This is a genomic window from Xenorhabdus koppenhoeferi (assembly GCF_900116635.1).
Classification (GTDB): Bacteria; Pseudomonadota; Gammaproteobacteria; order Enterobacterales; family Enterobacteriaceae; genus Xenorhabdus; species Xenorhabdus koppenhoeferi.
In genome coordinates, this window is the sequence record NZ_FPBJ01000001.1 from 132,469 (window position 1) to 155,609 (window position 23,141).

The 23,141-nt window shown below is 41.8% G+C and carries 20 protein-coding genes; 9 read left to right on the plus strand and 11 right to left on the minus strand.

Annotated features, from left to right (window positions below):
• The first annotated feature begins 127 nt into the window (after window positions 1-127).
• The 4 genes from pyrG to BM329_RS00610 all read left to right on the plus strand — a co-directional run bounded on the left by pyrG (window position 128) and on the right by BM329_RS00610 (window position 6,131).
• Complete coding sequence (gene pyrG / locus BM329_RS00595; protein ID WP_092547380.1) at window positions 128-1,765, plus strand: glutamine hydrolyzing CTP synthase; 1,638 nt, start codon at window positions 128-130, stop codon at window positions 1,763-1,765.
• A gap of 103 nt (window positions 1,766-1,868) precedes the next feature.
• Window positions 1,869-3,170, plus strand: coding sequence for a phosphopyruvate hydratase (gene eno / locus BM329_RS00600; RefSeq protein ID WP_092547382.1), 1,302 nt, complete (start codon window positions 1,869-1,871; stop codon window positions 3,168-3,170).
• A gap of 351 nt (window positions 3,171-3,521) precedes the next feature.
• Window positions 3,522-4,907, plus strand: coding sequence for a DASS family sodium-coupled anion symporter (locus tag BM329_RS00605; RefSeq protein WP_092547384.1), 1,386 nt, complete (start codon window positions 3,522-3,524; stop codon window positions 4,905-4,907).
• Window positions 4,908-5,207: 300 nt separating this feature from the next.
• Complete coding sequence (locus BM329_RS00610; RefSeq protein ID WP_092547386.1) at window positions 5,208-6,131, plus strand: alpha/beta hydrolase family protein; 924 nt, start codon at window positions 5,208-5,210, stop codon at window positions 6,129-6,131.
• Window positions 6,132-6,280: 149 nt separating this feature from the next.
• On the opposite strand, the gene BM329_RS00615 is transcribed toward BM329_RS00610, so the two are convergent.
• Entirely contained in the window at window positions 6,281-7,765 is a 1,485-nt protein-coding gene (locus BM329_RS00615; protein WP_092547388.1) for an aldehyde dehydrogenase family protein, read from the minus strand.
• 463 nt (window positions 7,766-8,228) lie between these two features.
• On the opposite strand from BM329_RS00615, the gene BM329_RS00620 reads away from it, so the two are divergent.
• Window positions 8,229-8,576: a DUF6694 family lipoprotein gene (locus tag BM329_RS00620; protein WP_092547390.1), complete on the plus strand. Its 348-nt coding sequence runs from the start codon at window positions 8,229-8,231 to the stop codon at window positions 8,574-8,576.
• 115 nt (window positions 8,577-8,691) lie between these two features.
• On the opposite strand, the gene BM329_RS00625 is transcribed toward BM329_RS00620, so the two are convergent.
• Window positions 8,692-9,192, minus strand: coding sequence for a SprT family zinc-dependent metalloprotease (locus tag BM329_RS00625; RefSeq protein ID WP_092547392.1), 501 nt, complete (start codon window positions 9,190-9,192; stop codon window positions 8,692-8,694).
• A gap of 56 nt (window positions 9,193-9,248) precedes the next feature.
• Here BM329_RS00625 and BM329_RS14285 point away from each other — a divergent pair, with 56 nt between their 5' ends.
• Window positions 9,249-9,374 (plus strand): IS3 family transposase, encoded by a 126-nt coding sequence (locus BM329_RS14285; RefSeq protein WP_177216153.1) that lies wholly within the window; start codon window positions 9,249-9,251, stop codon window positions 9,372-9,374.
• Between the two features lie 59 nt (window positions 9,375-9,433).
• Here BM329_RS14285 and metK read toward each other — a convergent pair whose 3' ends face one another.
• On the minus strand, window positions 9,434-10,588 hold the full coding sequence (metK, locus tag BM329_RS00630) for a methionine adenosyltransferase (RefSeq protein WP_092547394.1): 1,155 nt from the start codon (window positions 10,586-10,588) through the stop codon (window positions 9,434-9,436).
• 345 nt (window positions 10,589-10,933) lie between these two features.
• Here metK and speA point away from each other — a divergent pair, with 345 nt between their 5' ends.
• Complete coding sequence (speA, locus tag BM329_RS00635) at window positions 10,934-12,853, plus strand: biosynthetic arginine decarboxylase (protein ID WP_092547396.1); 1,920 nt, start codon at window positions 10,934-10,936, stop codon at window positions 12,851-12,853.
• A gap of 243 nt (window positions 12,854-13,096) precedes the next feature.
• Here speA and lysS read toward each other — a convergent pair whose 3' ends face one another.
• The 5 genes from lysS to xerD form a co-directional block, all read right to left on the minus strand.
• Complete coding sequence (gene lysS, locus BM329_RS00640; protein ID WP_092547398.1) at window positions 13,097-14,611, minus strand: lysine--tRNA ligase; 1,515 nt, start codon at window positions 14,609-14,611, stop codon at window positions 13,097-13,099.
• Window positions 14,612-14,620: 9 nt separating this feature from the next.
• Window positions 14,621-15,719, minus strand: a protein-coding gene (prfB, locus tag BM329_RS00645) for a peptide chain release factor 2 (RefSeq protein WP_143101189.1) whose coding sequence is annotated in 2 segments (ribosomal slippage) — window positions 14,621-15,643 and window positions 15,645-15,719 — 1,098 coding nt in all. Because the reading frame shifts where the segments join, the coding sequence is not laid out codon by codon here.
• Between the two features lie 119 nt (window positions 15,720-15,838).
• Entirely contained in the window at window positions 15,839-17,578 is a 1,740-nt protein-coding gene (gene recJ / locus BM329_RS00650) for a single-stranded-DNA-specific exonuclease RecJ (protein ID WP_092547400.1), read from the minus strand.
• 59 nt (window positions 17,579-17,637) lie between these two features.
• Window positions 17,638-18,330, minus strand: a complete 693-nt coding sequence (dsbC, locus tag BM329_RS00655) for a bifunctional protein-disulfide isomerase/oxidoreductase DsbC (RefSeq protein WP_092547402.1) — start codon at window positions 18,328-18,330, stop codon at window positions 17,638-17,640.
• 33 nt (window positions 18,331-18,363) lie between these two features.
• On the minus strand, window positions 18,364-19,284 hold the full coding sequence (gene xerD, locus BM329_RS00660; RefSeq protein ID WP_092547472.1) for a site-specific tyrosine recombinase XerD: 921 nt from the start codon (window positions 19,282-19,284) through the stop codon (window positions 18,364-18,366).
• 156 nt (window positions 19,285-19,440) lie between these two features.
• On the opposite strand from xerD, the gene fldB reads away from it, so the two are divergent.
• A complete protein-coding gene (gene fldB, locus BM329_RS00665; protein WP_092547479.1) occupies window positions 19,441-19,959 on the plus strand; it encodes a flavodoxin FldB in 519 nt (172 codons plus the stop codon).
• An 80-nt stretch (window positions 19,960-20,039) separates the two neighbouring features.
• Here the strand turns inward: fldB and BM329_RS00670 are convergent, their stop codons facing one another.
• Window positions 20,040-20,213, minus strand: coding sequence for a DUF4354 family protein (locus BM329_RS00670; protein ID WP_339351510.1), 174 nt, complete (start codon window positions 20,211-20,213; stop codon window positions 20,040-20,042).
• A gap of 836 nt (window positions 20,214-21,049) precedes the next feature.
• On the opposite strand from BM329_RS00670, the gene BM329_RS00675 reads away from it, so the two are divergent.
• Entirely contained in the window at window positions 21,050-22,153 is a 1,104-nt protein-coding gene (locus BM329_RS00675) for a Txp40, insecticidal toxin (previously name A24tox) (RefSeq protein WP_092547404.1), read from the plus strand.
• Between the two features lie 169 nt (window positions 22,154-22,322).
• Here the strand turns inward: BM329_RS00675 and BM329_RS00680 are convergent, their stop codons facing one another.
• Together BM329_RS00680 and sdhE are read right to left on the minus strand one after the other, a co-directional pair.
• Complete coding sequence (locus tag BM329_RS00680; RefSeq protein ID WP_245758980.1) at window positions 22,323-22,775, minus strand: protein YgfX; 453 nt, start codon at window positions 22,773-22,775, stop codon at window positions 22,323-22,325.
• Entirely contained in the window at window positions 22,756-23,022 is a 267-nt protein-coding gene (gene sdhE / locus BM329_RS00685) for an FAD assembly factor SdhE (RefSeq protein ID WP_092547406.1), read from the minus strand. Before sdhE ends, BM329_RS00680 begins: the two co-directional genes overlap by 20 nt.
• Window positions 23,023-23,141 lie beyond the last annotated feature (119 nt).

Below are 23,141 nucleotides of genomic sequence, written 5' to 3' on the forward strand. Positions count from 1 at the left end.
TGGTGTTACTCATTTCGGGGCACTTTAGCCTGCTCAGATGGTTTGTAGCGCATTTAAGGTTAGGGTATACTGCTTTCCCGTCCTGTTATATTCATCATCCTTTTAAACCTAAACTTTCAGGTTCAGCATGAAAACTAATTATATTTTTGTGACCGGCGGGGTCGTATCCTCTCTGGGTAAAGGCATTGCCGCAGCCTCTTTAGCGGCTATACTCGAAGCCCGTGGACTCAATGTCACCATTATGAAACTGGATCCGTACATCAACGTCGATCCGGGTACAATGAGTCCAACCCAACACGGGGAAGTTTTCGTAACCGAAGATGGTGCTGAAACTGATCTCGATTTAGGTCATTACGAACGTTTCATCCGAACCAAAATGACACGCCGCAATAACTTCACGACTGGCCGCGTCTATTCCGAAGTTCTGCGCAAAGAACGCCGCGGCGATTATCTGGGTGCAACCATTCAGGTTATCCCTCACATTACCAATGAAATCAAAGACCGCATCATCCGTGGCGCAGAAGGTCATGACGTTGTGCTGGTGGAAATCGGCGGTACTGTTGGTGATATCGAATCTCTGCCATTCCTTGAAGCTATTCGCCAGATGGCAGTGGAAGTAGGCCGCGAAAATACCCTGTTCATGCATCTGACTCTGGTGCCTTATATGGCGGCAGCGGGCGAAGTGAAAACTAAGCCGACCCAGCATTCCGTTAAGGAATTGCTGTCCATTGGTATTCAGCCAGACGTGCTGATCTGCCGTTCAGACCGCAGTATTCCTGCCAACGAGCGTGCAAAAATTGCGCTTTTCTGTAACGTACCAGAGAAAGCGGTTATCTCTTTAAAAGATGTTGATTCCATTTATAAAATCCCAGCCCTCTTGAAATCTCAGGGCTTAGATGATTATATTTGTAAACGATTCAGCCTCGAATGCCCGGAAGCAGATCTGTCCGAGTGGGAACAGGTCATTTATGAAGAAGCCAACCCATCGGGCGAAGTGACCATTGGGATGGTGGGTAAATACGTTGAATTGCCAGATGCTTATAAATCAGTGATTGAAGCACTGAAGCATGGCGGGCTGAAAAACCGCCTGACCGTCAACATCAAGTTGATTGATTCACAGGATGTTGAAACTCGTGGTGTTGAAATTCTGAAAGGTTTGGATGCGATTCTGGTACCAGGCGGATTCGGTGGTCGTGGTATTGAAGGCAAGCTCATGACTGCACGTTATGCCCGTGAAAACAAGGTTCCATATTTGGGAATTTGTCTGGGAATGCAGGTTGCCCTGATTGAGTTTTCTCGCAATGCTGCGGGATTAGCAGGCGCTAACTCGACTGAATTTGAGCCTGAATGTAAGTTACCTGTTGTTGGTCTGATCACCGAATGGCGTGATGAGAACGGCAATCTAGAATTACGTAGCGAAGAGAGCGATCTCGGTGGGACGATGCGTGTTGGTGGTCAGTTGTGCCACCTGACTGAAGGTAGTCTGGCACGTAAACTTTATGGTCAGGATGACATCATTGAACGTCACCGCCATCGCTATGAAGTGAACAATTTGTTGTTGAAACGTATTGAAGATGCAGGCTTGCGTGTGGCTGGCCGTTCAATCGACAACAAACTGGTAGAAATTATTGAGAACCCAGCGCACCCGTGGTTTATAGCGTGCCAGTTCCACCCAGAATTCACTTCAACGCCTCGCGATGGTCATCCGTTATTTGCTGGTTTTGTTGAAGCCGCAGGCAAATATCAGAAAGGCCTGTTGAAATAAGATATGGGGCAATAGGTTGATTTTAAATCGAATGCTGTAGGTTAATGGCTTTTTGGTTTCAATCTGTTTCCCGGAATTTAACTTGTGACTTGAGGAAAACCTAATGTCCAAAATCGTTAAAGTGCTTGGCCGTGAAATTATCGACTCCCGTGGTAACCCAACTGTAGAAGCAGAAGTGCATCTGGAAGGTGGTTTTGTTGGTCTGGCTGCTGCGCCATCGGGTGCATCAACAGGTTCGCGCGAAGCGTTGGAACTGCGTGATGGCGATAAATCTCGCTTCATGGGTAAAGGTGTCTTGAAAGCCATCTCTGCGGTCAACGGTCCAATTGCACAGGCTCTGGTTGATCAAGATGCGAAAGATCAGGCTAACATCGACAAGCTCATGATTGAGCTGGATGGTACTGAAAATAAATCTAACTTCGGTGCTAACGCGATTTTGGCTGTTTCTCTCGCGAACGCTAAAGCAGCTGCAGCAGCGAAAGGTATGCCTCTGTACGAGCACATTGCCGAGCTGAACGGTACTCCGGGGAAATTCTCTATGCCCCTGCCAATGATGAATATCATCAACGGTGGTGAGCATGCTGACAACAATGTCGATATCCAGGAATTCATGATTCAGCCAGTTGGTGCCAGCTCTCTGAAAGAAGCTGTACGCATAGGTTCTGAAGTATTCCACAATCTGGCAAAAGTGTTGAAAGCGAAAGGCATGAACACTGCGGTGGGTGATGAAGGTGGCTATGCGCCAAACCTGGAATCTAACGCAGCAGCGCTGGCAGCGATTAAAGAAGCGGTTGAGAAAGCAGGTTATGTGCTGGGTAAAGACATTACTCTGGCAATGGACTGCGCAGCTTCTGAATTCTATAACGAAGAAACAGGTAACTATGAACTGAAGGGCGAAGGCAAGACGTTCACTTCTCAGGAATTTACCCATTATCTGGAAGGATTGACTAAAGAGTACCCAATCGTTTCCATCGAAGATGGTCTGAACGAATCTGATTGGGAGGGTTTTGCTTACCAAACTAAAATACTGGGCGACAAAATCCAGTTGGTCGGTGACGATCTGTTCGTAACCAACACCAAGATCCTGAAAGAAGGTATCGAAAAAGGCATTGCAAACTCTATCTTGATCAAATTCAACCAGATCGGTTCTCTGACTGAAACTTTGGCTGCAATCAAGATGGCAAAAAATGCTGGTTATACTGCGGTCATCTCTCACCGTTCTGGTGAAACTGAAGATGCAACTATTGCTGACTTGGCAGTAGGTACCGCAGCAGGTCAAATTAAAACAGGTTCTATGAGCCGCTCTGACCGTGTTGCTAAATATAATCAGCTGATCCGTATTGAAGAAGCTCTGGGTAACCGTGCACCTTTCAACGGCCTGAAAGAAGTCAAAGGTCAAGCATAATTGCCAGCTTAGTCCGATAAAAGTAAATATTATTTATGTTTCGGCGAAAGAGGTCAAAACTCTTTCGCTTTTTTAAAGAAAGAAAATTTTTATTTAAAATAGAATTTTACATACAATCAAGATACAAAAATTTAACATAAAAGCAAAGATTAAATTTAATTTTCGACCAATAATTCAGTAATTAGATAAATCCCACGTAATAGATCCCAAAATCACACAACTCGTATTTTATTCCTTGTTGATACTCCTTATTATTTCACATGTAATGTAATTCTTTAACATTTATGGCAATGATTCATCAATTATCTTTTTACATTACTGAATAATGTTTCATTGTTTTATGGAGTCTTCATGGACGCTTCTGAATCTTTAACCCCAGCGGTTGGGCCTACCCCTTTAAATAAAAGAGGCTTAATTATACTTACGCTGGATATCATCTTGTTTGTATTGCTGCTTAAGTTTTTGCCTTATGGAGAGAAAGCAAACGCAGGTCTGGCATTAATGGCATTTGTTGGTGTGTTATGGCTGACTGAAGCCATTCACGTCACGATTACTGCACTGTGTATTCCAATTCTGGCCGTTGGTATGGGGTTGATGGGAACCAGTGACGCACTGAAATCTTTTGCAAACCCGATTATCTTTTTGTTTTTCGGTGGTTTTTCATTAGCAACGGCGCTACATATCCAAGGTCTGGACAGATTGATTGCTAACCGTCTGCTGATGGTTGCCCGTGGACGTTTGTCTGTAGCGGTAATGCTGATATTTTGTATTACAGCACTACTTTCAATGTGGATCAGTAATACTGCAACTGCTGCGATGATGCTGCCACTGGTTCTCGGTATTCTGGTAAATCTGGATATACGCTCTGAGCGTAATACCTTTGTGTTTGTACTGTTAGGAGTGGCATATAGTGCCAGTATCGGTGGATTGGGTACATTGGTAGGTAGTCCACCCAATGCCATCGCCGCCGCACAATTGGGCATGGATTTCATCACGTGGATGAAATACGGTGTGCCAATGGTCATTATTCTGATGCCTGTTATGGTTGGGGTGATATACATCATGTTGCGCCCAAATCTGAATCACAAATTTGATCTGGAACTGGAACAGTTGGAATGGAAGGGTAAACGTATTATTGCCATGATCATTTTCCTGCTGACCGTTGTGTGCTGGATTTTCAGTTCATTTATCAGCGACGCACTTGGTGGTGTGAAAGAGCTGGATACAATTATTGCAATAAGCGCGGCTATCCTGATTGGTATCACCGGTGTCTCAACGTGGTCACAGATTCAAAATAATACTGAATGGGGCGTGTTGATGCTGTTCGGAGGCGGTTTGACGTTGAGTGCTGTCTTGAAAGACTCTGGAGCCAGTGAAGTGATGGCGAATAGCATAGCGACGACTTTCGGTACAAGCTCATGGTTTATGATCATCGTTGCTGTTGCTGCGTTTATTATCATTCTGACAGAATTTTCCAGTAATACGGCAAGTGCTGCATTGCTTGTACCTATTTTTGCCACGGTTGCAGAAGCATTGGGAATGCCAGTCATGGTCTTGACCATGATTATTGGTATCGGTGCATCTTGTGCATTTATGCTGCCTGTAGCGACACCGCCTAACGCGATTGTTTACGGCTCTGGTTATATCAAGCAAGTGGAAATGGTCAAAGTGGGCATGGTGCTGAACGTGGCATGTATTGCCATTATTGCTGTGGTTGCCTGGTTCTTCTGGGTTTAATCACTCAATAAGTAAAATCGCCATCTTTATAGGTGGCGATTAAAATTGCAGATAAATCTGTTAAATTATTTATAAAGCAATTAAAGATATAATCTTCATCTTTCAGGCAGCAGTTTTATTCGTTACACTCACTCCAACTACCATTTTTATAAATATAAAATTAACTATGCTCTTGAGAATTTACTTCTTTTTATCGGTCATAAGTTATAACTTCATTGAATATTTTCAAAAATATCTTTAGAAATTTACTATCATTTATGTTGTAGGCGTTTTATTATTCATTTAAATGAGAATTATTACATGATTAAATGTATTTCTATTTTCACTTTGTTAATTTTATCTTTTTCTGTCAAAAGTATAGGGGATTTCAATATCCATACACTAAAATCTGACGATAATAAGGGTATTACTTATTATCTCTTTAAAAGAAACAACGGAAAATCTAAAAATTTATTAGTTCTCATTCAAGGGTCTGATTGTAAGAGTGCCATACGAAACAAAAACATGATAAAAAAATTTGGTCAGATTGTCCCTGAAAGTGATCTCTTACTGGTTGAAAAATATGGGCTTAATGAAAAATCATCGAGTCAGGATGATGTTGAAATAAAAAGTAATAATTGCCCTAAAACCTACATGTTAAATGATTCACCAAAAAAGAGAGTGTCGGACTATATTGCTGTCATTAGCCTCTTAAAGAAAAATTATAAGAAAGTTATTTTATTGGGTGGAAGTGAAGGTGCTATTATTTCCAATTTAGTGACAGCAAATTCGAATGTCAGCGATGTAACAATATCAATAAACGGTGGTGGTCGCTATTTTCGTGATGATGTCATTTACAGTGTAGAAAAAAATAATAACGAAAATGAATTAGATGGTAATCTCAGAGATTTGAATAAATTCTTTTCTGCGGTCAAAGAAAATAAACTACCCGAAGACTTTATCACTAGTGACCACGGAACTCGTTGGTGGCAAGAGTCATTATCCATTGATAATCAATCAGTTATATCATCAATACAATCACCTATGCTTATTATACAAAACATGAATGATATCAATGTAAATGTTAATGAATTCAACAAAATGTATCATCAGATTAATAATAAAAATATTACGTTTATGACCTATGAAAATCTTGACCATTTTTTTAAAAACAGAGAAAAAGAAGATGAATCATCAATGGTAATTGAAGACATTAAAAAGTGGTTAAATTATCATATTAAATAAATGTGATAATTATTATTAAACCAATAAGTAATGTAAATAATATCAAAGCGGTTTTAATTGTTCTCTATATTTGAATTAATAAATTAGTGATATTGAATCGCCACTTGTGAAGGTGGCGATTTTTTTCAGTTATTCTTATTGTTCGCCCATTACTCTTCTTTTGTGCTGATATAGATATTTTTCACTTCAGTGTAAGCATCCAATATCATTTTGTGAGTTTCACGCCCAAGCCCTGATTTTTTATAACCCCCAAATGGAGTATGGGCGGGCAGCTCGTGATAGGTATTAATCCACATACGACCCGTTTTCACTGCCTTAGCAACACGCAGGGCGCGGTTAATATCCTGTGTCCATACCGCTCCCGCCAGACCATATTCGGAGTCATTGGCCATTTCGATGACTTCTTCTTCATCACTGAATGGCATAACACACAGCACAGGCCCGAAAATTTCTTCCTGCGCAACCCGCATATCATTGGTCACATTAGTGAGGATCGTTGGCTGGATAAAAAAGCCATCATCATATCCTTCACCTGTTATGCGCTTTCCACCAGTCAGAACGGTTGCACCTTCCTGTTTTGCAAGGTCGATGTAAGCTAAAATAGTGTTCATCTGTTCTTCACTGACTTGGCTACCCATTTCAGTTTCTAACAGCATGGGATCACCCACCTTGACTGTTTCGAACACTGTTTTCAGTGAGTTCAGGAATTCATCGTGAATATCTTTATGCAAGAACAGGCGTGCACCGGATTCACAGGCTTGCCCTTGATTGAGCAAAATCGCGTTAGCAGCATATTTAACTGCTTTTTTCATATTGGCATCAGGGAAGACGATATTGGCAGACTTACCCCCTAATTCTAGAGTGGCAGGAATAAGTTTTTTTGCCGCTGCGGCAGCAACGTTGTATCCGACTTCTGTTGATCCGGTAAAGGCTACTTTGCTAATACCTTCATGGTCTAGGATTGCTTGGCCGACGACTGAGCCACGTCCTGTGACGATATTGACAACGCCCGCAGGCAGAACTTCATTCAGGATACGTCCCAGTTCAAGCAGAGTGATTGGAGTCAGGCTTGCGGGATTGATAATAATAGTATTACCTGCGGCAAGAGCAGGGGCAATTTTCCAGGCTGCCATTAATAATGGAAAGTTCCATGGAATAATTTGCCCGACGACCCCAATGGGTTCTCTAATCACCAGGCTAAGAGTATCTTTATCGATAATATCGGAGGCATCAGAATGCGCCCGGATCACTCCTGCAAAATAGCGGAAATGATCAATAGAAAAAGGAATATCAAAATTACGACATAGCGCTTGTGTTTTACCGCCATCCAGTGTTTCAAGAGCAATAAAGCGTTCCGCTTCAGCTTCCAGCAGATCGGCAATTTTCAGTAACAGAGATTGCCTTTCTACGGGAGAGATTTTGCTCCATTCAGGTAAGGCTTTTTGGGCAGCTTTAACGGCAAGTTCAATATCATCGACATTACCCGCTGCATATTCTGTCAGTAATTCACCTGTTGCCGGATTATAGCTTTTCATCGTATTTTTCGAAAGGCTATCAACCCACTGACCGTTAATCAACATCTTGTAAGATTTAGCGGGTAACAGTTCTTTTGCGATATCATGTAACTTTTTCATTATATTCTCCGGGTACTTTGTTTCTTGTATGCTAGGACATATATTCAAAAGTGATTATCGGATTAAGTCTTAATTTTCTAACAAAAATGAATCTAAATGTAAAAGAGGCTTATCAATAAATGAGGTTTACAAATCTTAACTTATTGTTATATCGAAATCCATTGGGAATATAAGTTAAATTAAAAATTAGAAATATATCAATTTAACTAGTTATTAATGCAGAGATAATTCAATAAAATAATAAATTAAACTGTTTCTATAAGGTAATTTTTTATTAGGTAAGCGTATATACACGATGGATTTCAAGTTGCATTGCAACGGCAAGAGAGCAAATCCCCGGGAGCATAGATAACTATGTGACCGGGGTGAGCGAGCGCAGCCAACAAAGAGGCAGTTTGAAAGACGAAGTGTATATACCCATCTTCTGCTATGATTATCTTATTCGTATCAGGCGGGGGTGATCATGAAAAAATTGTTGTTAATTTGTTTAGTGGGTTTTGTATTAACGGGATGTGATAATCAGCCTAAGATTGACGGCTCGAATGAAATAGCAGTAAAGACATCGATTGAAAAAATCCGAGATACTTTATCAGAAGATAAAAAACTAAAATTTGATGATTCATTGAATATTACTATGATTAATAGTATTGATTTTGATGAATTATTTAAGAATGATAAGAGCGGAAATATTCATCATAGTGATATTGAAAATTTAGAACAAAAATTCTACCGATCACTTCATGGGAAATCAGCAGATCAAATTATAGCGGAAGCTGAAGAACTCAAAGTAATGAGCATTGCTGCTGAATGAATTCGAAAGTTATACCCGTCGTCTTTCAAGTTGCAGCGCAACCAATAAAGCAGCATTTTGAAATTGATTGGATATAAATAAGATGCCCTGATGCTGGAGCATTTTACTGATTTTATTATTTGGGGAGTTTTAATTTTTCTCCACATTGGCGACAAATATAGCAACTTTTTCCTCTGAGGATTTTATTGTGTTGTCTGATTGTTAGCTCATGTTGCCGACAGTGACAACAATAAGTGAATATTTGGCTGCGAACAGAATTAACAGAGAACTGATGTGTCCGATTGGCTGATACTTTAAGCACTGTTTCCATGATAAAACGCCACTCTTTCCCGTGTGGGGCTGCTTGACCAAACTGATGATAAGTCAACAAATGGGCAAGTTCATGAGGAAGAACTTCATCAATGAATGCTTGCTGGTTTTCGATCAGCAAAATCGGATTCAGGCGGATTTCCCAATCTTGTAATCGGGCACAGCCCGCTATAGTGCCTCGTTGGCGATAGGTGACGCTAGGCTCAGGAAAAGCTTTTTGAAAAAAATTGCTTGCCTGTGCCAGTTTTTGTCGCATGGCGCGCATAACGGCTTGCTGTAAGAAGAGGGGAACTCTGACAGATTTCATCACGGCTGCATATTGTTTTTAGCTTACTTTTCAGGATTTATCTCTTATCTTTCAACTTGCTGTTTTGCAACTTAAAAGAGGATGATTATATTTCAAACTTTCATAATGAGCGGATCAAACTTAATTTAAACGGCCTGAGCCCGGTACAATATTGGGTTCAGGCCATATCAACCGCCATATAAAAAGTGTCCAATATATAGGGGTCACTTCAAGAACGCGGGCTTCATTGATTAGCAAAGGATTATTTCAAACCTGCTGATAAACGTAAAATTTCAGCTTTATCTGTTGCTTCCCACGGGAACTGCTCACGACCAAAATGACCGTATGCCGCAGTATCGCGATAGATCGGATGCAGCATATCCAGCATCTTGATCAGGCCGTAAGGTCGTAGATCAAAGAACTCACGCACTAATTGAATCAGAGTTGACGTTGGAACTTTCTCAGTGCCGAATGTTTCCACCATGATAGAGGTTGGCTCTGCAACTCCGATGGCGTAAGAAACTTGGATTTCACAGCGATCAGCCAGACCCGCTGCAACGATGTTTTTGGCAACGTAACGAGCAGCATAGGCAGCAGAACGGTCAACTTTAGAAGGATCTTTACCTGAGAATGCTCCACCACCATGACGAGCCATTCCACCGTAGGTATCTACGATGATTTTACGCCCAGTCAGACCACAGTCACCCATCGGGCCACCAATGACGAAACGGCCTGTTGGGTTAATGAAGTATTTGGTCATCGGAGTGAGCCATTCAGTCGGCAGTACCGGCTTGATGATTTCATCCATCACGGCTTCTTGCAGTGCTTTTTGATTGATGTCTTCGGAGTGCTGGGTTGAAAGCACAACGGCATCAATACCAACAATTTTGCCGTTATCGTACTGGAATGTTACCTGACTTTTCGCATCAGGACGCAACCACGGCAAGGTGCCGTTTTTACGGACTTCAGCCTGACGTTCAACTAAACGGTGTGCATATGTGATGGGTGCTGGCATTAAAACATCAGTTTCGTTAGTGGCATAACCAAACATCAAGCCCTGATCACCTGCGCCTTGCTCCAGAGGATCGGCCCGGTCAACACCTTGGTTGATATCAGGTGATTGTTTACCAATCGCGCTTATAACCGCACACGAGCTGGCATCAAAGCCCATATCAGAACTGGTGTAGCCTATTTCACGGACTGTACGACGAGTAATTTCTTCAATATCGACCCATGCACTAGTAGTGATTTCGCCACCAACCATGACCATGCCAGTTTTAACATAAGTTTCACAGGCAACACGAGCCTTGGGATCTTGTTCTAAAATCGCATCAAGGACGGCATCGGAAATTTGATCGGCAATTTTATCTGGATGTCCTTCTGAAACAGACTCAGAAGTGAAAAGATGTGTAGTCATTATATTTTATACCTTAAATATAATTTTGGTTTAAGGGCGGATGTTTTACCATCTAGATGGCTATTTTAAGGCACTCTTACTAAGGTTACCAGTCTTTTTAGTTTTAAATGTCTTTCATTATGTGACATCTTAATTTTCTTTTCTGAAAATGGGAGTGAATGCAGCCAACAAAGCTGCAATTTGAAGGTGATGCGTATAACTATCCTTACACTATCAACGTTTTTATAATTTAAGAGAATGCTGTTCACTGACATTTTTTAATGCGCAAGATACGTACGATAAAATAGTGCCTTGGGTTATTGACTACAGGTGAAGGCAAACTTCGACTCCATAAAGGAGACTACCATGAAAGATAATATCGCACGCAAAATGCGACAGACTTACAACATCGCATACTGGGGCGGCAACTATTACTATGTCAATGATCTGGGTAATGTCAGTGTTTGTCCAAATCCTGATTTACCGGAAACCCAAGTTGAACTCGCCTATCTGGTGAAGAAAGTTCAGGAAGAAAAAGAACAATTGCGTTTACCTGCACTGTTTTGTTTTCCCCAGATCTTGCAGCACCGCCTGCGTTCTATCAATGCGGCGTTTAAGCATGCCCGTGAATCTTATGGCTATAAAGGGGATTATTTTCTGGTTTATCCAATTAAGGTCAATCAGCAACGTCGTGTTATTGAAACACTGGCAAATGCTGATGAACCCGTTGGGTTGGAAGCAGGCTCCAAGGCAGAACTTATGGCGGTGCTGGCTCATGCTGGCATGACAGGTACTGTAATTGTCTGTAATGGCTACAAAGATCGTGAATATATTCGTCTGGCCCTGATCGGTGAAAAACTGGGATATAAAGTGTATCTGGTTATCGAGAAAATGTCTGAAATTGAGCTAGTGTTGGAAGAAGCCAAACGACTCAACGTGATCCCACGTTTAGGGGTACGGGCGCGTCTGGCATGTCAGGGTTCAGGCAAATGGCAGGCCAGCGGTGGTGAAAAATCCAAATTTGGTCTGGCTGCGTCACAAGTATTGCAATTGATTGAAACTCTGCGCTCTGCGGGTCGGTTGGACAGCCTGCAATTGCTACATTTCCATTTAGGTTCCCAGTTGGCAAATATCCGAGATATAGCAACAGGGGTACGTGAGTCTGCCCATTTTTATGTCGAGCTGTCTAAATTGGGTGTCAATATTCAGTGTTTTGACGTTGGTGGTGGATTGGGTGTTGATTATGAAGGTACACGTTCCCAGTCAGAATGCTCTGTTAACTATGGTTTGAATGAGTACGCAAATAACGTTATATGGGGTATTGGCGATGCTTGTGAAGAGCACGGACTTCCCCATCCAACGGTTATTACTGAATCTGGTCGTGCATTGACAGCTCACCATACGGTTCTGGTTTCCAATGTCATTGGGGTGGAACGTAACGAGTTCACCGAAACAACACCACCGACAAAAGATGCTGCACGTCCATTGACCAGTTTATGGAATACATGGCTGGAAATGCAGTCTGACGGTAGCTGCCGTTCACTGCGTGAATGGCTCCATGACAGCCAGTTTGATCTGCATGATGTTCATACCCAATATTCCCATGGCATACTAAATCTGTCAGAACGGGCATGGGCAGAAGAACTGTACTTAAATATCTGTCGCCACATTCAGCAGGATCTTGACCCAAGCAACCGTGCCCATCGTCCTATCATTGATGAATTGCAGGAACGTATGGCGGATAAACTCTACGTTAATTTTTCGTTGTTCCAGTCTATGCCCGATGCGTGGGGGATTGATCAGCTATTCCCCGTCCTGCCAATTGAAGGGCTGGATAAGCCGCAGGATCGCCGCGCTGTTCTGTTGGATATCACCTGTGATTCAGATGGTACTATTGATCATTATGTCGATGGCGATGGTGTAGCAACAACAATGCCAATGCCGGCTTATGATCCGGATAACCCGCCATTGATTGGCTTCTTTATGGTAGGCGCATATCAGGAAATTCTGGGTAATATGCACAATCTGTTTGGTGATACAGCAGCCATTGATGTTTACGTTTCAGAAAATGGTGAAGTAACTTATCAGCAGAGCGAAGAGGGTGATTCTGTTGCCAATATGCTCCAATATGTCAAACTGGAGCCGCAAGTATTGCTGACCCGCTTCCGTGATCAGGTGAAATCAACCGACTTGGATGAAGGTTTGCAAGCGCAATTCCTGCAAGAGTTTGAAAGTGGCCTTTATGGTTACACTTATTTAGAAGATATAGCCCTGATTGGTCATTGACCTTCATTAATAGTCATTCTGAGTCAAGATAGTTATTTGATTTCGAATGACTATTTTTTATTGAGGTAAGAATATCACCTCTGTAATGATGACACAAAATTAGTGTGTCACATCGTCCGTGGAGTGAGATATCGTTATCATTTGTTTGTATTTCAGCTTGTTGTTTAAACTTACCTTATGAATGTAAAAACGCCCTGTCAGCTTAACCAGACAGGGCGTTTGCTAATTTTAATCAGAAAATGATTATTTATTCGGACGCATTGCCGGGAACAGGATAACGTCACGGATAGTGTGGCTGTTAGTGAACAGCATTACCATACGGTCGATACCAATACCTAAGCCTGCTGTTGGTGGCAAGCCGTGTTCCAATGCAGTAATGTAATCTTCGTCGTAGAACATTGCTTCGTCGTCGCCTTCGTCTTTTTGACGAACTTGCTCCGCAAAACGTTCAGCCTGATCTTCTGCGTCGTTCAGCTCCGAGAAACCGTTACCAATTTCACGGCCCCCAATGAAGAACTCAAAACGATCAGTAATGAATGGGTTGTCGTCGTTACGGCGTGCCAGAGGAGAAACTTCTGCCGGATATTCTGTTATGAATGTCGGCTGAATCAGATGGCTCTCTGCGGTTTCTTCAAAGATCTCACACTGAACACGGCCCAAGCCCCAACTTTTTTCAACTTCAATACCCAGAGATTCAGCGATAACAACTGCTTTATCCATATCATCCAGATCCACCATATTGGTTTCTGGTCGATATTTGCAGATTGCTTCTTTCATGGTCATTTTGGTGAAAGGTTTACCAAAATCGAACTCTTGTTCACCGTATTGCACCAATGTTGTTCCCAGAACTTCCTGAGTTAAAGTGCGGAACAAATCTTCGGTCAGTATAATCAGATCTTGGTAATCGGCGTAAGCCATATAGAGTTCCATCATGGTGAACTCTGGGTTATGGCGTGGTGAAACACCTTCGTTACGGAAGTTACGGTTGATTTCGAAAACGCGCTCGAAACCACCAACAACCAGACGTTTCAGATACAGTTCCGGCGCAATACGCAGGTACATGTCGATGTCCAGCGCATTGTGATGCGTGATAAATGGACGTGCACTTGCACCACCAGGGATCGCCTGCATCATTGGGGTTTCAACTTCCATGAAATCTTTTTTGGCCATGAAGTTACGCAATGCAGACATCACACGGGAACGGATCTGGAATGTCTTGCGTGATTCATCATTCGAGATCAAATCCAGATAACGCTGGCGATAGCGGGTTTCTTGATCCGCCAGACCGTGGAATTTATCCGGCAGTGGACGCAGTGCTTTAGTCAGCAAACACAGTTCAGTACAGTGAATCGAAAGTTCACCCGTTTGAGTTTTGAACAGTTTTCCACGTGCACCTAAAATATCACCCAAATCCCATTTCTTGAACTGAGTGTTGTAAATGCCTTCTGGCAGGTCATCACGGGAAACGTAGATCTGGATTCGGCCACCCACGTCTTGCAAAGTTGCAAAAGATGCCTTGCCCATGATACGACGAGTCATCATACGACCCGCAACGGTCACTTCAATGCCCAGCTCTTCCAACTCTTCCTTAGTCTTGCCATCGTATTTTGCATGCAGATCTTCGGAAATATTTTCACGACGAAAATCATTTGGGAAAGCAACGCCGTCGCTACGCAGTATAGCCAGTTTTTCACGGCGAGTTTTCAGTTCGTTATTTAAGTCGGGAGCCTGTTCAGTTCCCTGCTGTTGTTGTGACATTTTAGTTCCTCATAGACCAGCTTTTAAGCTTGCTTCAATGAATTTGTCCAAATCACCATCCAGCACAGATTGCGTATTGCGGGTTTCAACACCAGTACGCAGGTCTTTAATGCGGGAATCGTCCAGAACGTAAGAGCGGATTTGGCTACCCCAACCGATATCCGATTTATTCTCTTCCATTGCTTGTTTATCAGCATTTTTCTTCTGTATTTCCAGTTCATACAGTTTTGCTTTCAACTGTTTCATTGCCTGGTCTTTGTTTTTATGCTGAGAACGGTCGTTCTGACATTGGGTTACGATACCAGTCGGTACATGGGTGATACGTACCGCAGATTCGGTTTTGTTGACGTGCTGACCACCAGCACCAGAGGCGCGGTATACATCAATACGTAAATCAGCGGGGTTGATTTCGATATCAATATCATCATCCACTTCAGGGTAGATAAAAGCTGAACTGAACGATGTATGACGGCGACCACCTGAGTCAAACGGGCTTTTACGTACTAAGCGATGAACACCCGTTTCGGTACGCAACCAACCGTACGCATATTCACCTATGATCTTGATGGTTGCCGATTTCAGTCCAGCAACGTCACCATCAGATTCTTCGATGATTTCAGTCTTGAAGCCCTTGGATTCCGCCCAGCGCAGATACATACGCATTAACATGCTGGCCCAGTCCTGTGCTTCTGTACCGCCAGAGCCTGCCTGAAGATCAAGATAACAATGTGCGCTATCATATTCACCAGAAAACATACGACGGAATTCCAGTTGACCAAGTTTTTCTTCTAGCTGCGCCAGTTCATCAACTGCTTCATTGAAAGTTTCTTCGTCATCCATTTCAACTGCCAGTTCCAGCAGACCATTCACGTCTTCCAATCCCTGAACAAGCTGGTCAATCGTTTCTACGATACCTTCCAGTGATGAACGCTCTTTGCCCAACGCCTGTGCCCGTTCCGGCTCATTCCAGACATCAGGCTGCTCCAGTTCAGCATTAACTTCTTCTAAGCGTTCTTTCTTGGCATCATAGTCAAAGATACCCCCTCAGAACTGCTGTCCGCTCAGACAGGTCCTGAATGTGATTTTTTACCGGATTAATTTCAAACATATTTCGTGTCTTATACGTTGTGTATTATGAGTAAATGATGGCCGCATAGATCTTTTCGAACCGCGTATTCTAACGGATCTGCCAAAGGGTTTATAGCATTTCTCAGATTTGCTACACAATCAAACGGCCAAAGGCCAAATGTGCTGGATCAAAAGCTGGACATCACGATTACCGCGAAATTCGTTAATATCCAATTTATAGGCCAATTCTACTGTTTTGATGCTATTATCCGGCCAGATATTAGCATCAATATTAAATGCGATACCGTCTAACATTGGCCCACCATTTAATGGCTCAAGCATCACTTTGAGATGTTTTTCTCCAACGATGCGTTGTTGCAGAAGTTTAAATTTGCCGTCAAAAATCGGTTCTGCAAATGCCTGCCCCCAAGGACCGCCATCACGCAGGATTTCAGCCATTTCTAGCGATAGTTCCCCTAATGCCAATTCGCCATCGCTCCAGACCACACCTTCAAGTTGGGCAATATCAAGCCAATCCGCCACCAGCTCGGAAAAATAACGCTGAAATAGGTCAAATTTATCTTCTTCAATCGATAACCCTGCTGCCATAGCATGACCACCAAATTTCAGTATCAATCCTGGATGCAGAGTATCAAGATGCTCAAGCGCATCTCGAATATGCAAGCCATTCACGGAACGACCAGAGCCTTTTAATGTCCCGTCTCCAGCAGGAGCGAAGGCAATGACTGGGCGGTGGAAGCGTTCTTTAATGCGCGAGGCTAAAATCCCCACTACGCCCTGATGCCATTCTGGATGGTAAATCGCCAGGCCATAAGGTAATTGGGTATGGGTTCGCTCGATTTTATCGCAAATTTGCAAGGCTTCTTGCTGCATGCCCTGTTCAATTTCTCGGCGAGTTTGGTTCAAACCATCCAGCTCACAAGCAATCTGACGGGCTTGCAGCATATCGTCTGTCAACAATAATGCCACGCCGACAGACATATCATCCAGACGTCCCGCAGCGTTTAACCGTGGTCCCAATGCAAACCCTAAGTCACTGGCAACCAATTTAGTCGGTTCCCGTTTGGAAACCTCGAGCAGTGCCCGTATTCCCGCACAGCAACGTCCTGCCCGAATACGGTTTAATCCTTGATATACAAAGATGCGATTATTGGTATCGAGGGGAACCACATCAGCTACGGTACCCAATGCGACTAAATCCAGTAATTCCGCCAGATTGGGCAATGGAAGGCCTTGTTGTTCAAACCAAGCCAACTTACGCAATTCCGCCCTGAGCGCGGACATCAGATAAAATGCAACGCCAACACCCGCCAACGCCTTGGAAGGAAAGGAGCAATCAACTAAATTGGGATTGATGATAGCGTCTGCTGCTGGCAATGTTTCACCTGGTAAATGGTGGTCAGTGACAATGACTTTGATGTCGTGTTGATGTGCCGCAACCACACCATCATGGGAGGAGATCCCATTATCCACCGTGATAATCAGATCAGTACCTTTTTTGATGACTTCATCGACAACCTGAACGCTTAACCCATAACCGTCATCAAAACGATTCGGAACGAGATAATCAAGATTACGATATCCCATTGTCCGCAAAGCACGAATGCATAACGCGGTACTGGTCGCACCATCTGCATCAAAGTCACCGACAATGACAATGCGCCAATGTTCATGCAATGCGGTTATAAGCAATGAAACAGCTTGTTCAATGCCATTAAGGGACTGGTAATTGAGTAACCCCTTTGCACTTCGTTCTAACTCATCAGCCTGACATATACCACGCGTGGCGTATAAGCGACGCAATAATGGATGAATAGTGCTGGGAAGATGGTCGGAATCCGCCACCAATCGGCGACGGAGTTGTGTTTCTCTATTCACTGGTTTTTATTCTGCTTACTTTTATGCACTGAAATGAAAGGAATTATCGGTTATTCACCCTATTTTTCCAGTATTGCCAACAAATCTTTTGACGGCAGATAACCACTGATTACACTGCCATCATTGAGAACAATCGCAGGTGTGCCCTGAACACCAAATTGCAAGCCTAACTGATACTGTTTCGCTATATCAATTTTGCACTCTTTGACAGGAGAAACCTTTTCACCTTTGAAAACAGCATTCAGTGACTTGTTTGGTGTCGCACTGCACCAAATGGATTGCATATCTTTGGCTGATTGGTGTTGTAAGCCATGACGAGGATACGCCAGATAACGGACAGTGATCCCCATGTCGTTATATTCCTGCATATTTTCATGCAACTTTCGGCAATAACCACAGGTAATATCAGTAAACACAGTCACAACATGTTTTTCTTTCGGTGCCTTGTAAATGATCATTTGATTTTTCAGGGCATCCAGCTTTTTAACCAGAATCTGATTACTGACATTTTTCGGTGTATTCCCACTAATATCATAAAGTGGTCCTTGCAGCAGATATTTACCATCATTAGACATATAAATAATGCCCTGCTCAGTTAAAATTGTACTGATGTCAGAAAGTTGTGATGGTGTGATACTTTCTGCTTTTAGCCCCATTTTGGACAGTGATTTGTTGATGGCGCTTTCATCAGCAAAAGCATTAGTGGCAAAAGCAGTCAATAGTAAGGAAAGGCAAAATGCAATTTTATTCATTAGTTGTTCCTTTATTTCCATCTTTCTTCGCAGTTACCCGCGAGGATGATGTTGTTGGTGCAGCATCTTAAGACGTTCAGTCGCTACATGAGTATAAATCTGAGTAGTGGAAAGGTCGCTATGACCCAATAACATTTGCACAACACGTAAGTCAGCACCATGATTAAGTAAATGTGTCGCAAAAGCATGGCGCAGAACATGAGGTGATAAACGTTCAGCATCAATTCCTGCCAATATGGCATAGTGTTTTATCCGATGCCAGAAAGTCTGGCGTGTCATCTGAGTTCCCCGCTTACTGGGAAAAAAAACATCGGATACAGAGCCATTCAATAACCACGAGCGCCCATATTCCAGATATTTTTCCAGCCAGTAAACGGCCTCTTCTCCTAAAGGTACTAATCTTTCCTTATTTCCCTTACCTATTACCCTGACAACACCCTGGCGCAAGTTCACATCTGATAATGTCAGACCAACCAGCTCTGAGACTCGCAATCCACAAGCATAAAGCACTTCAAACATTGCTTTATCCCGCAGTTCAATCGGTTGGTCAGTCAAAGGGGTGTTGAGTAAATCCTCAACTTGCTTTTCACTTAAGTCCTTAGGGAGTCGTTTAGGCAATTTAGGCGCAGATAATAACGCAGTTGGATCATCTTCCCGTATTTTTTCCCGATAAAGATACTGGAACAACCGCCGCATTGCACTCAACAATCGTGCTGAACTACTTGCTTTATAGCCGCCATCTACCCGGTCAGCCAAAAATGCTTGTAGTTCTATAGACTGAACAGAAAATACATCATGACCATAATTCACCAACCAGTTATTCAAGGCTTGTAAATCGAGCCGATAAGAAGCTAAGGTATTTTCAGCCAGATCTTTTTCCAGCCAAATGGTATCCAGAAATTGTTCTATCAGGGGATTTGTTAATGGATGCTGTTCCAATGAATGATTTTCCAATGTGTGGTTTTCTGATAGGGAATTTTCTGATATATGGTATTTTTGTGGCACAACCCCTCCTTTCTGTCTGCGCCTTCCGATCGGCTATTATGCCTGAAAAAGCGATTATTCTGTTACAGTACAGCCACTGATATTCGACACTCCCGATAAATAATGATGAAAATTGGTCTCTTTTACGGCTCCAGTACATGCTATACAGAGATGGTAGCAGAAAAAATACGCGATATACTCGGTGAAGATCTGATCGACTTACATAATGTCAAAGATTGTGATCCTCAATTGATGGAAGAATATTCTGTCCTGATTCTCGGTATTCCCACCTGGGATTTTGGAGAGTTGCAGGAAGATTGGCTGACCATTTGGGATCAACTTCCATCACTGAATTTGACAGGGAAAATTGTTGCCATGTATGGCATGGGCGATCAAATTGATTACAGCGAATGGTTTCTGGATGCCCTAGGAATGCTGTATCACCTTTTACTTCCTACAGGCGTGCAGTTTATCGGCTTCTGGCCGATTGAAGGTTATGAATTCACCAGTCCAAAGCCACTAACCGAAGATGGCAAACAGTTTGTCGGCCTTGCCCTGGATGATGTGAACCAGTTTGAAGAGACTGATGAGCGTTTGAATCAATGGTGTATGCAGATATTGGCAGAAATGGAAGCACTATTTTAACATCACTTAAGCTTTCTTAAGCGTTCAATGCGAGCCTGAAAGTAATCCAGATAAAGTAGCCATAATGCTGCTTTATCTGGTTACTTGCAATCGACAGAAATTTTAATAAGAGTGGCTTTATAAACTACGTCATTTTCAGCAGCAAACACAGCAATACCTATGACGGACTTGCCCGCTTTCAATGTGCCCTGATTCAGGTCTTCATCAACCGTATCCAGCCTAAATTCTTTTTTGTCAGAAGAGTAAGCTTTCAGACAATGTGGAAACCTTCATATAAGTCCCTTCTTTAGAGGTTGAAATCATCGTAGTAACTGTACGTATGCAAGATACAGTCTTAATTATAAGACTACCATTACCAAGTTATTATTATAAACATATTGTTCACAAATATACTGGCATTAATTTACAACTAATAAATATATAAGAAAATGTAAATCCTATTTGCGAAATTAATTCACTACCATAAAAAATTGAGGAATATGTGCTAATGCTTAAATTATTTAACAATTAAAACCAACAATAATTTTAAAAAAATTAACAATATGTATACCAACATATTTGTTATAAATCCCATACAATAATGATGGGGAAAATTTAATATCAAAACCACATCGCATAATTTTATCTGTTTTGCTTTCTTTTTCATTATCATTAGAGGGATCACCAAAACAAAATATATAGCGCTAATGCGGTTTCATTCACTACAGTTGTCTCTAAAAGAGTCCTAGTAAACTAGCTCAGGCTACAGTAATTTAATTAAAACCGAATCACTCATGTCTATAATATAGTCAAAATTAAGTCACTTAGCAGTGCTTGACATCATAAAAGTGCTATGTTATCTATATATTTAACAGTCACATAAACAATTTTTTTATATTTAGACATAATCATAGAAAATGCTTATATAGTTACTTATCTTGGATTAAGGTATTAGCACCTCAATTTTCCGGTATGTTTATAAGGATATTATGGAGAGAAAATAAACTTGATAATTTAATTAAAGCAGTTAAGAAAACGTAACAGCGGAAATCAACGCTGCAATTTATATTAGTAGTCATTTCAATAAACATCAACATAATGGGAAAATACAATGGTTGAAAATACAGTGGTTATGAAACCCGTAACAACTTCGAGTGTAATACAATTAACGCCTGATGATAGAGGTGGATACCCACCCGTTGAAAAGCAAATAGCGGGAGATATAATACGTGTACTAAACTTTAGGCAAACAGATAAAGGTCATACAGCATTGTATGGAATTGAATATCGAGCTAAGAAAGTAATAATAGCATATGCTTTAGCGGTAAGTGGTATTCATAATGTCTCTCAACTTCCAGAGGACTATTATAAGAATAAGGATACCACAGGTAGAATTTATCAAGAATACATGTCTAATCTTTCATTTGCACTATTGGGTGAGAATGGTGATCAACTTTCTAAAACTATGGCAAATGATTTTATCCAGTACGAACGGGATATTGAAGGTAAAAAACCTGAAAATACCTGGGATATTCCTGATCTTGAGAATAAACCATTGAAAGATTATTCAGATGAAGATAAATGGTTAGCACTATATTTTTTTGCTTTACAAGAACTTCCAATGGAGGCCAATCAACAATCAAATACCGAAAGATTTTTAAAATTAATTGATGTTTTCCTTATCTTATCTCCTATAAGATCACTGGGAAAAAGTTTTTTTTCAAAAAAAATTTATAATAGTCTAAACACTAAATCATTAGAGAATTTTTTGGGGAGAGAAAAACTTTCTAAACCTTTCTTCCGACCACCGCAGAAGTTACCTGATGGCAGAACAGGCTACTTGGCCGGTCCAACAAAAGCACCTAAATTGCCAACAACGTCTTCTACAGCAACAACGTCTACAGCAGCTCCATCTAATTGGAGAGTTAGTTTGCAAAAACTTAGAGATAACAAATCCAGAAATGCATTTGATAAAATGGATGATGCTGCAAAACAAAAATATAGTTCATTTATAAAAGAGGTGCAAAAGGGTCATGATCCACGTACAGCAGCAACAAGTATTGGTACAAAAAGCGGCAGTAACTTCGAAAAACTGCAAGGTAGAGATTTATATAGTATAAGACTAAGCCAAGAACACAGGGTGACATTCTCCATGAATAATACTGACCAAATAATGGAGATCCAAAGTGTTGGAACTCATTACCAAAATATATAACCTGATTTATAATAGCAATAAGACGTAAGATAAATATGGAAGGTTGTAATTCTATTGCACCTCCTCAAAGGTGACCGCCCAGACGGTCACCTAATTCGCTAATAAAACAGCTTATTGTCATTCGCCAGTCCAGCAATTCCCCACACACAGGAATAATACAGTCAGATTCTCATGATCTTTCTGCCTTTTCTTTCCACAATTCTGTATTACGCATAATCTGGCTAAAACTACGCCAATCTTCAACCGACATACTATCCGATGCCACCCATAATCGAATATCAGGCGGGAGGAAAAAACTTTCCGCTTGTTTAAAGGGACGCAGTGTGAGCATTATTCCATAACGGCTAAGCCACGGTGGCTGAATAATTTTCCATCTTTCTTTTTGCCAGTGCACCTTATTGCCACGAAACAGTATAAGTTTTCCCTGGCACTGCATGATATTTCTCTGGCTCCTTATCCAACTTGCTACTGTGGAGATAATAATCAGTGGCAGAAGCCATACATAAAAACTATTGGCAAACCAGGGCGTTAATAGAGCAGCCAAGGCAATTACTCCATGCACGCCAGAGGAAAACAGGCGGGTTCGGAGAGATACTCTCAGTTCACTGTGCCACAGGGCCACGAGCTTGGTTTCTGCTCTGAATCAATTGCACCATACGGAAAAGCGCATCATCTTCCGGACGGCCATGATTCATCAGCCAATTGAAAAGATCAGGATCAGGGCATTCCAGCAAACGAACAAAAATGCGCTTTTCATCATCACTCAATGAGTCATATTCATATTCAAAAAATGGCATGATAGAAATATCCAGTTCACGCATCCCGCGACGACATGCCCAGTGAATACGTGCTTTATTACCAATATCCATGTTTAAAAAGTCTCTTTATCATTTTCATCAGGCAGGATTATCAACGATTCTGTCTTGTTTTTCATTAATTGCTACACTTGAATTACTGGATATATCGACAAGATGCGAAGCATATCGCA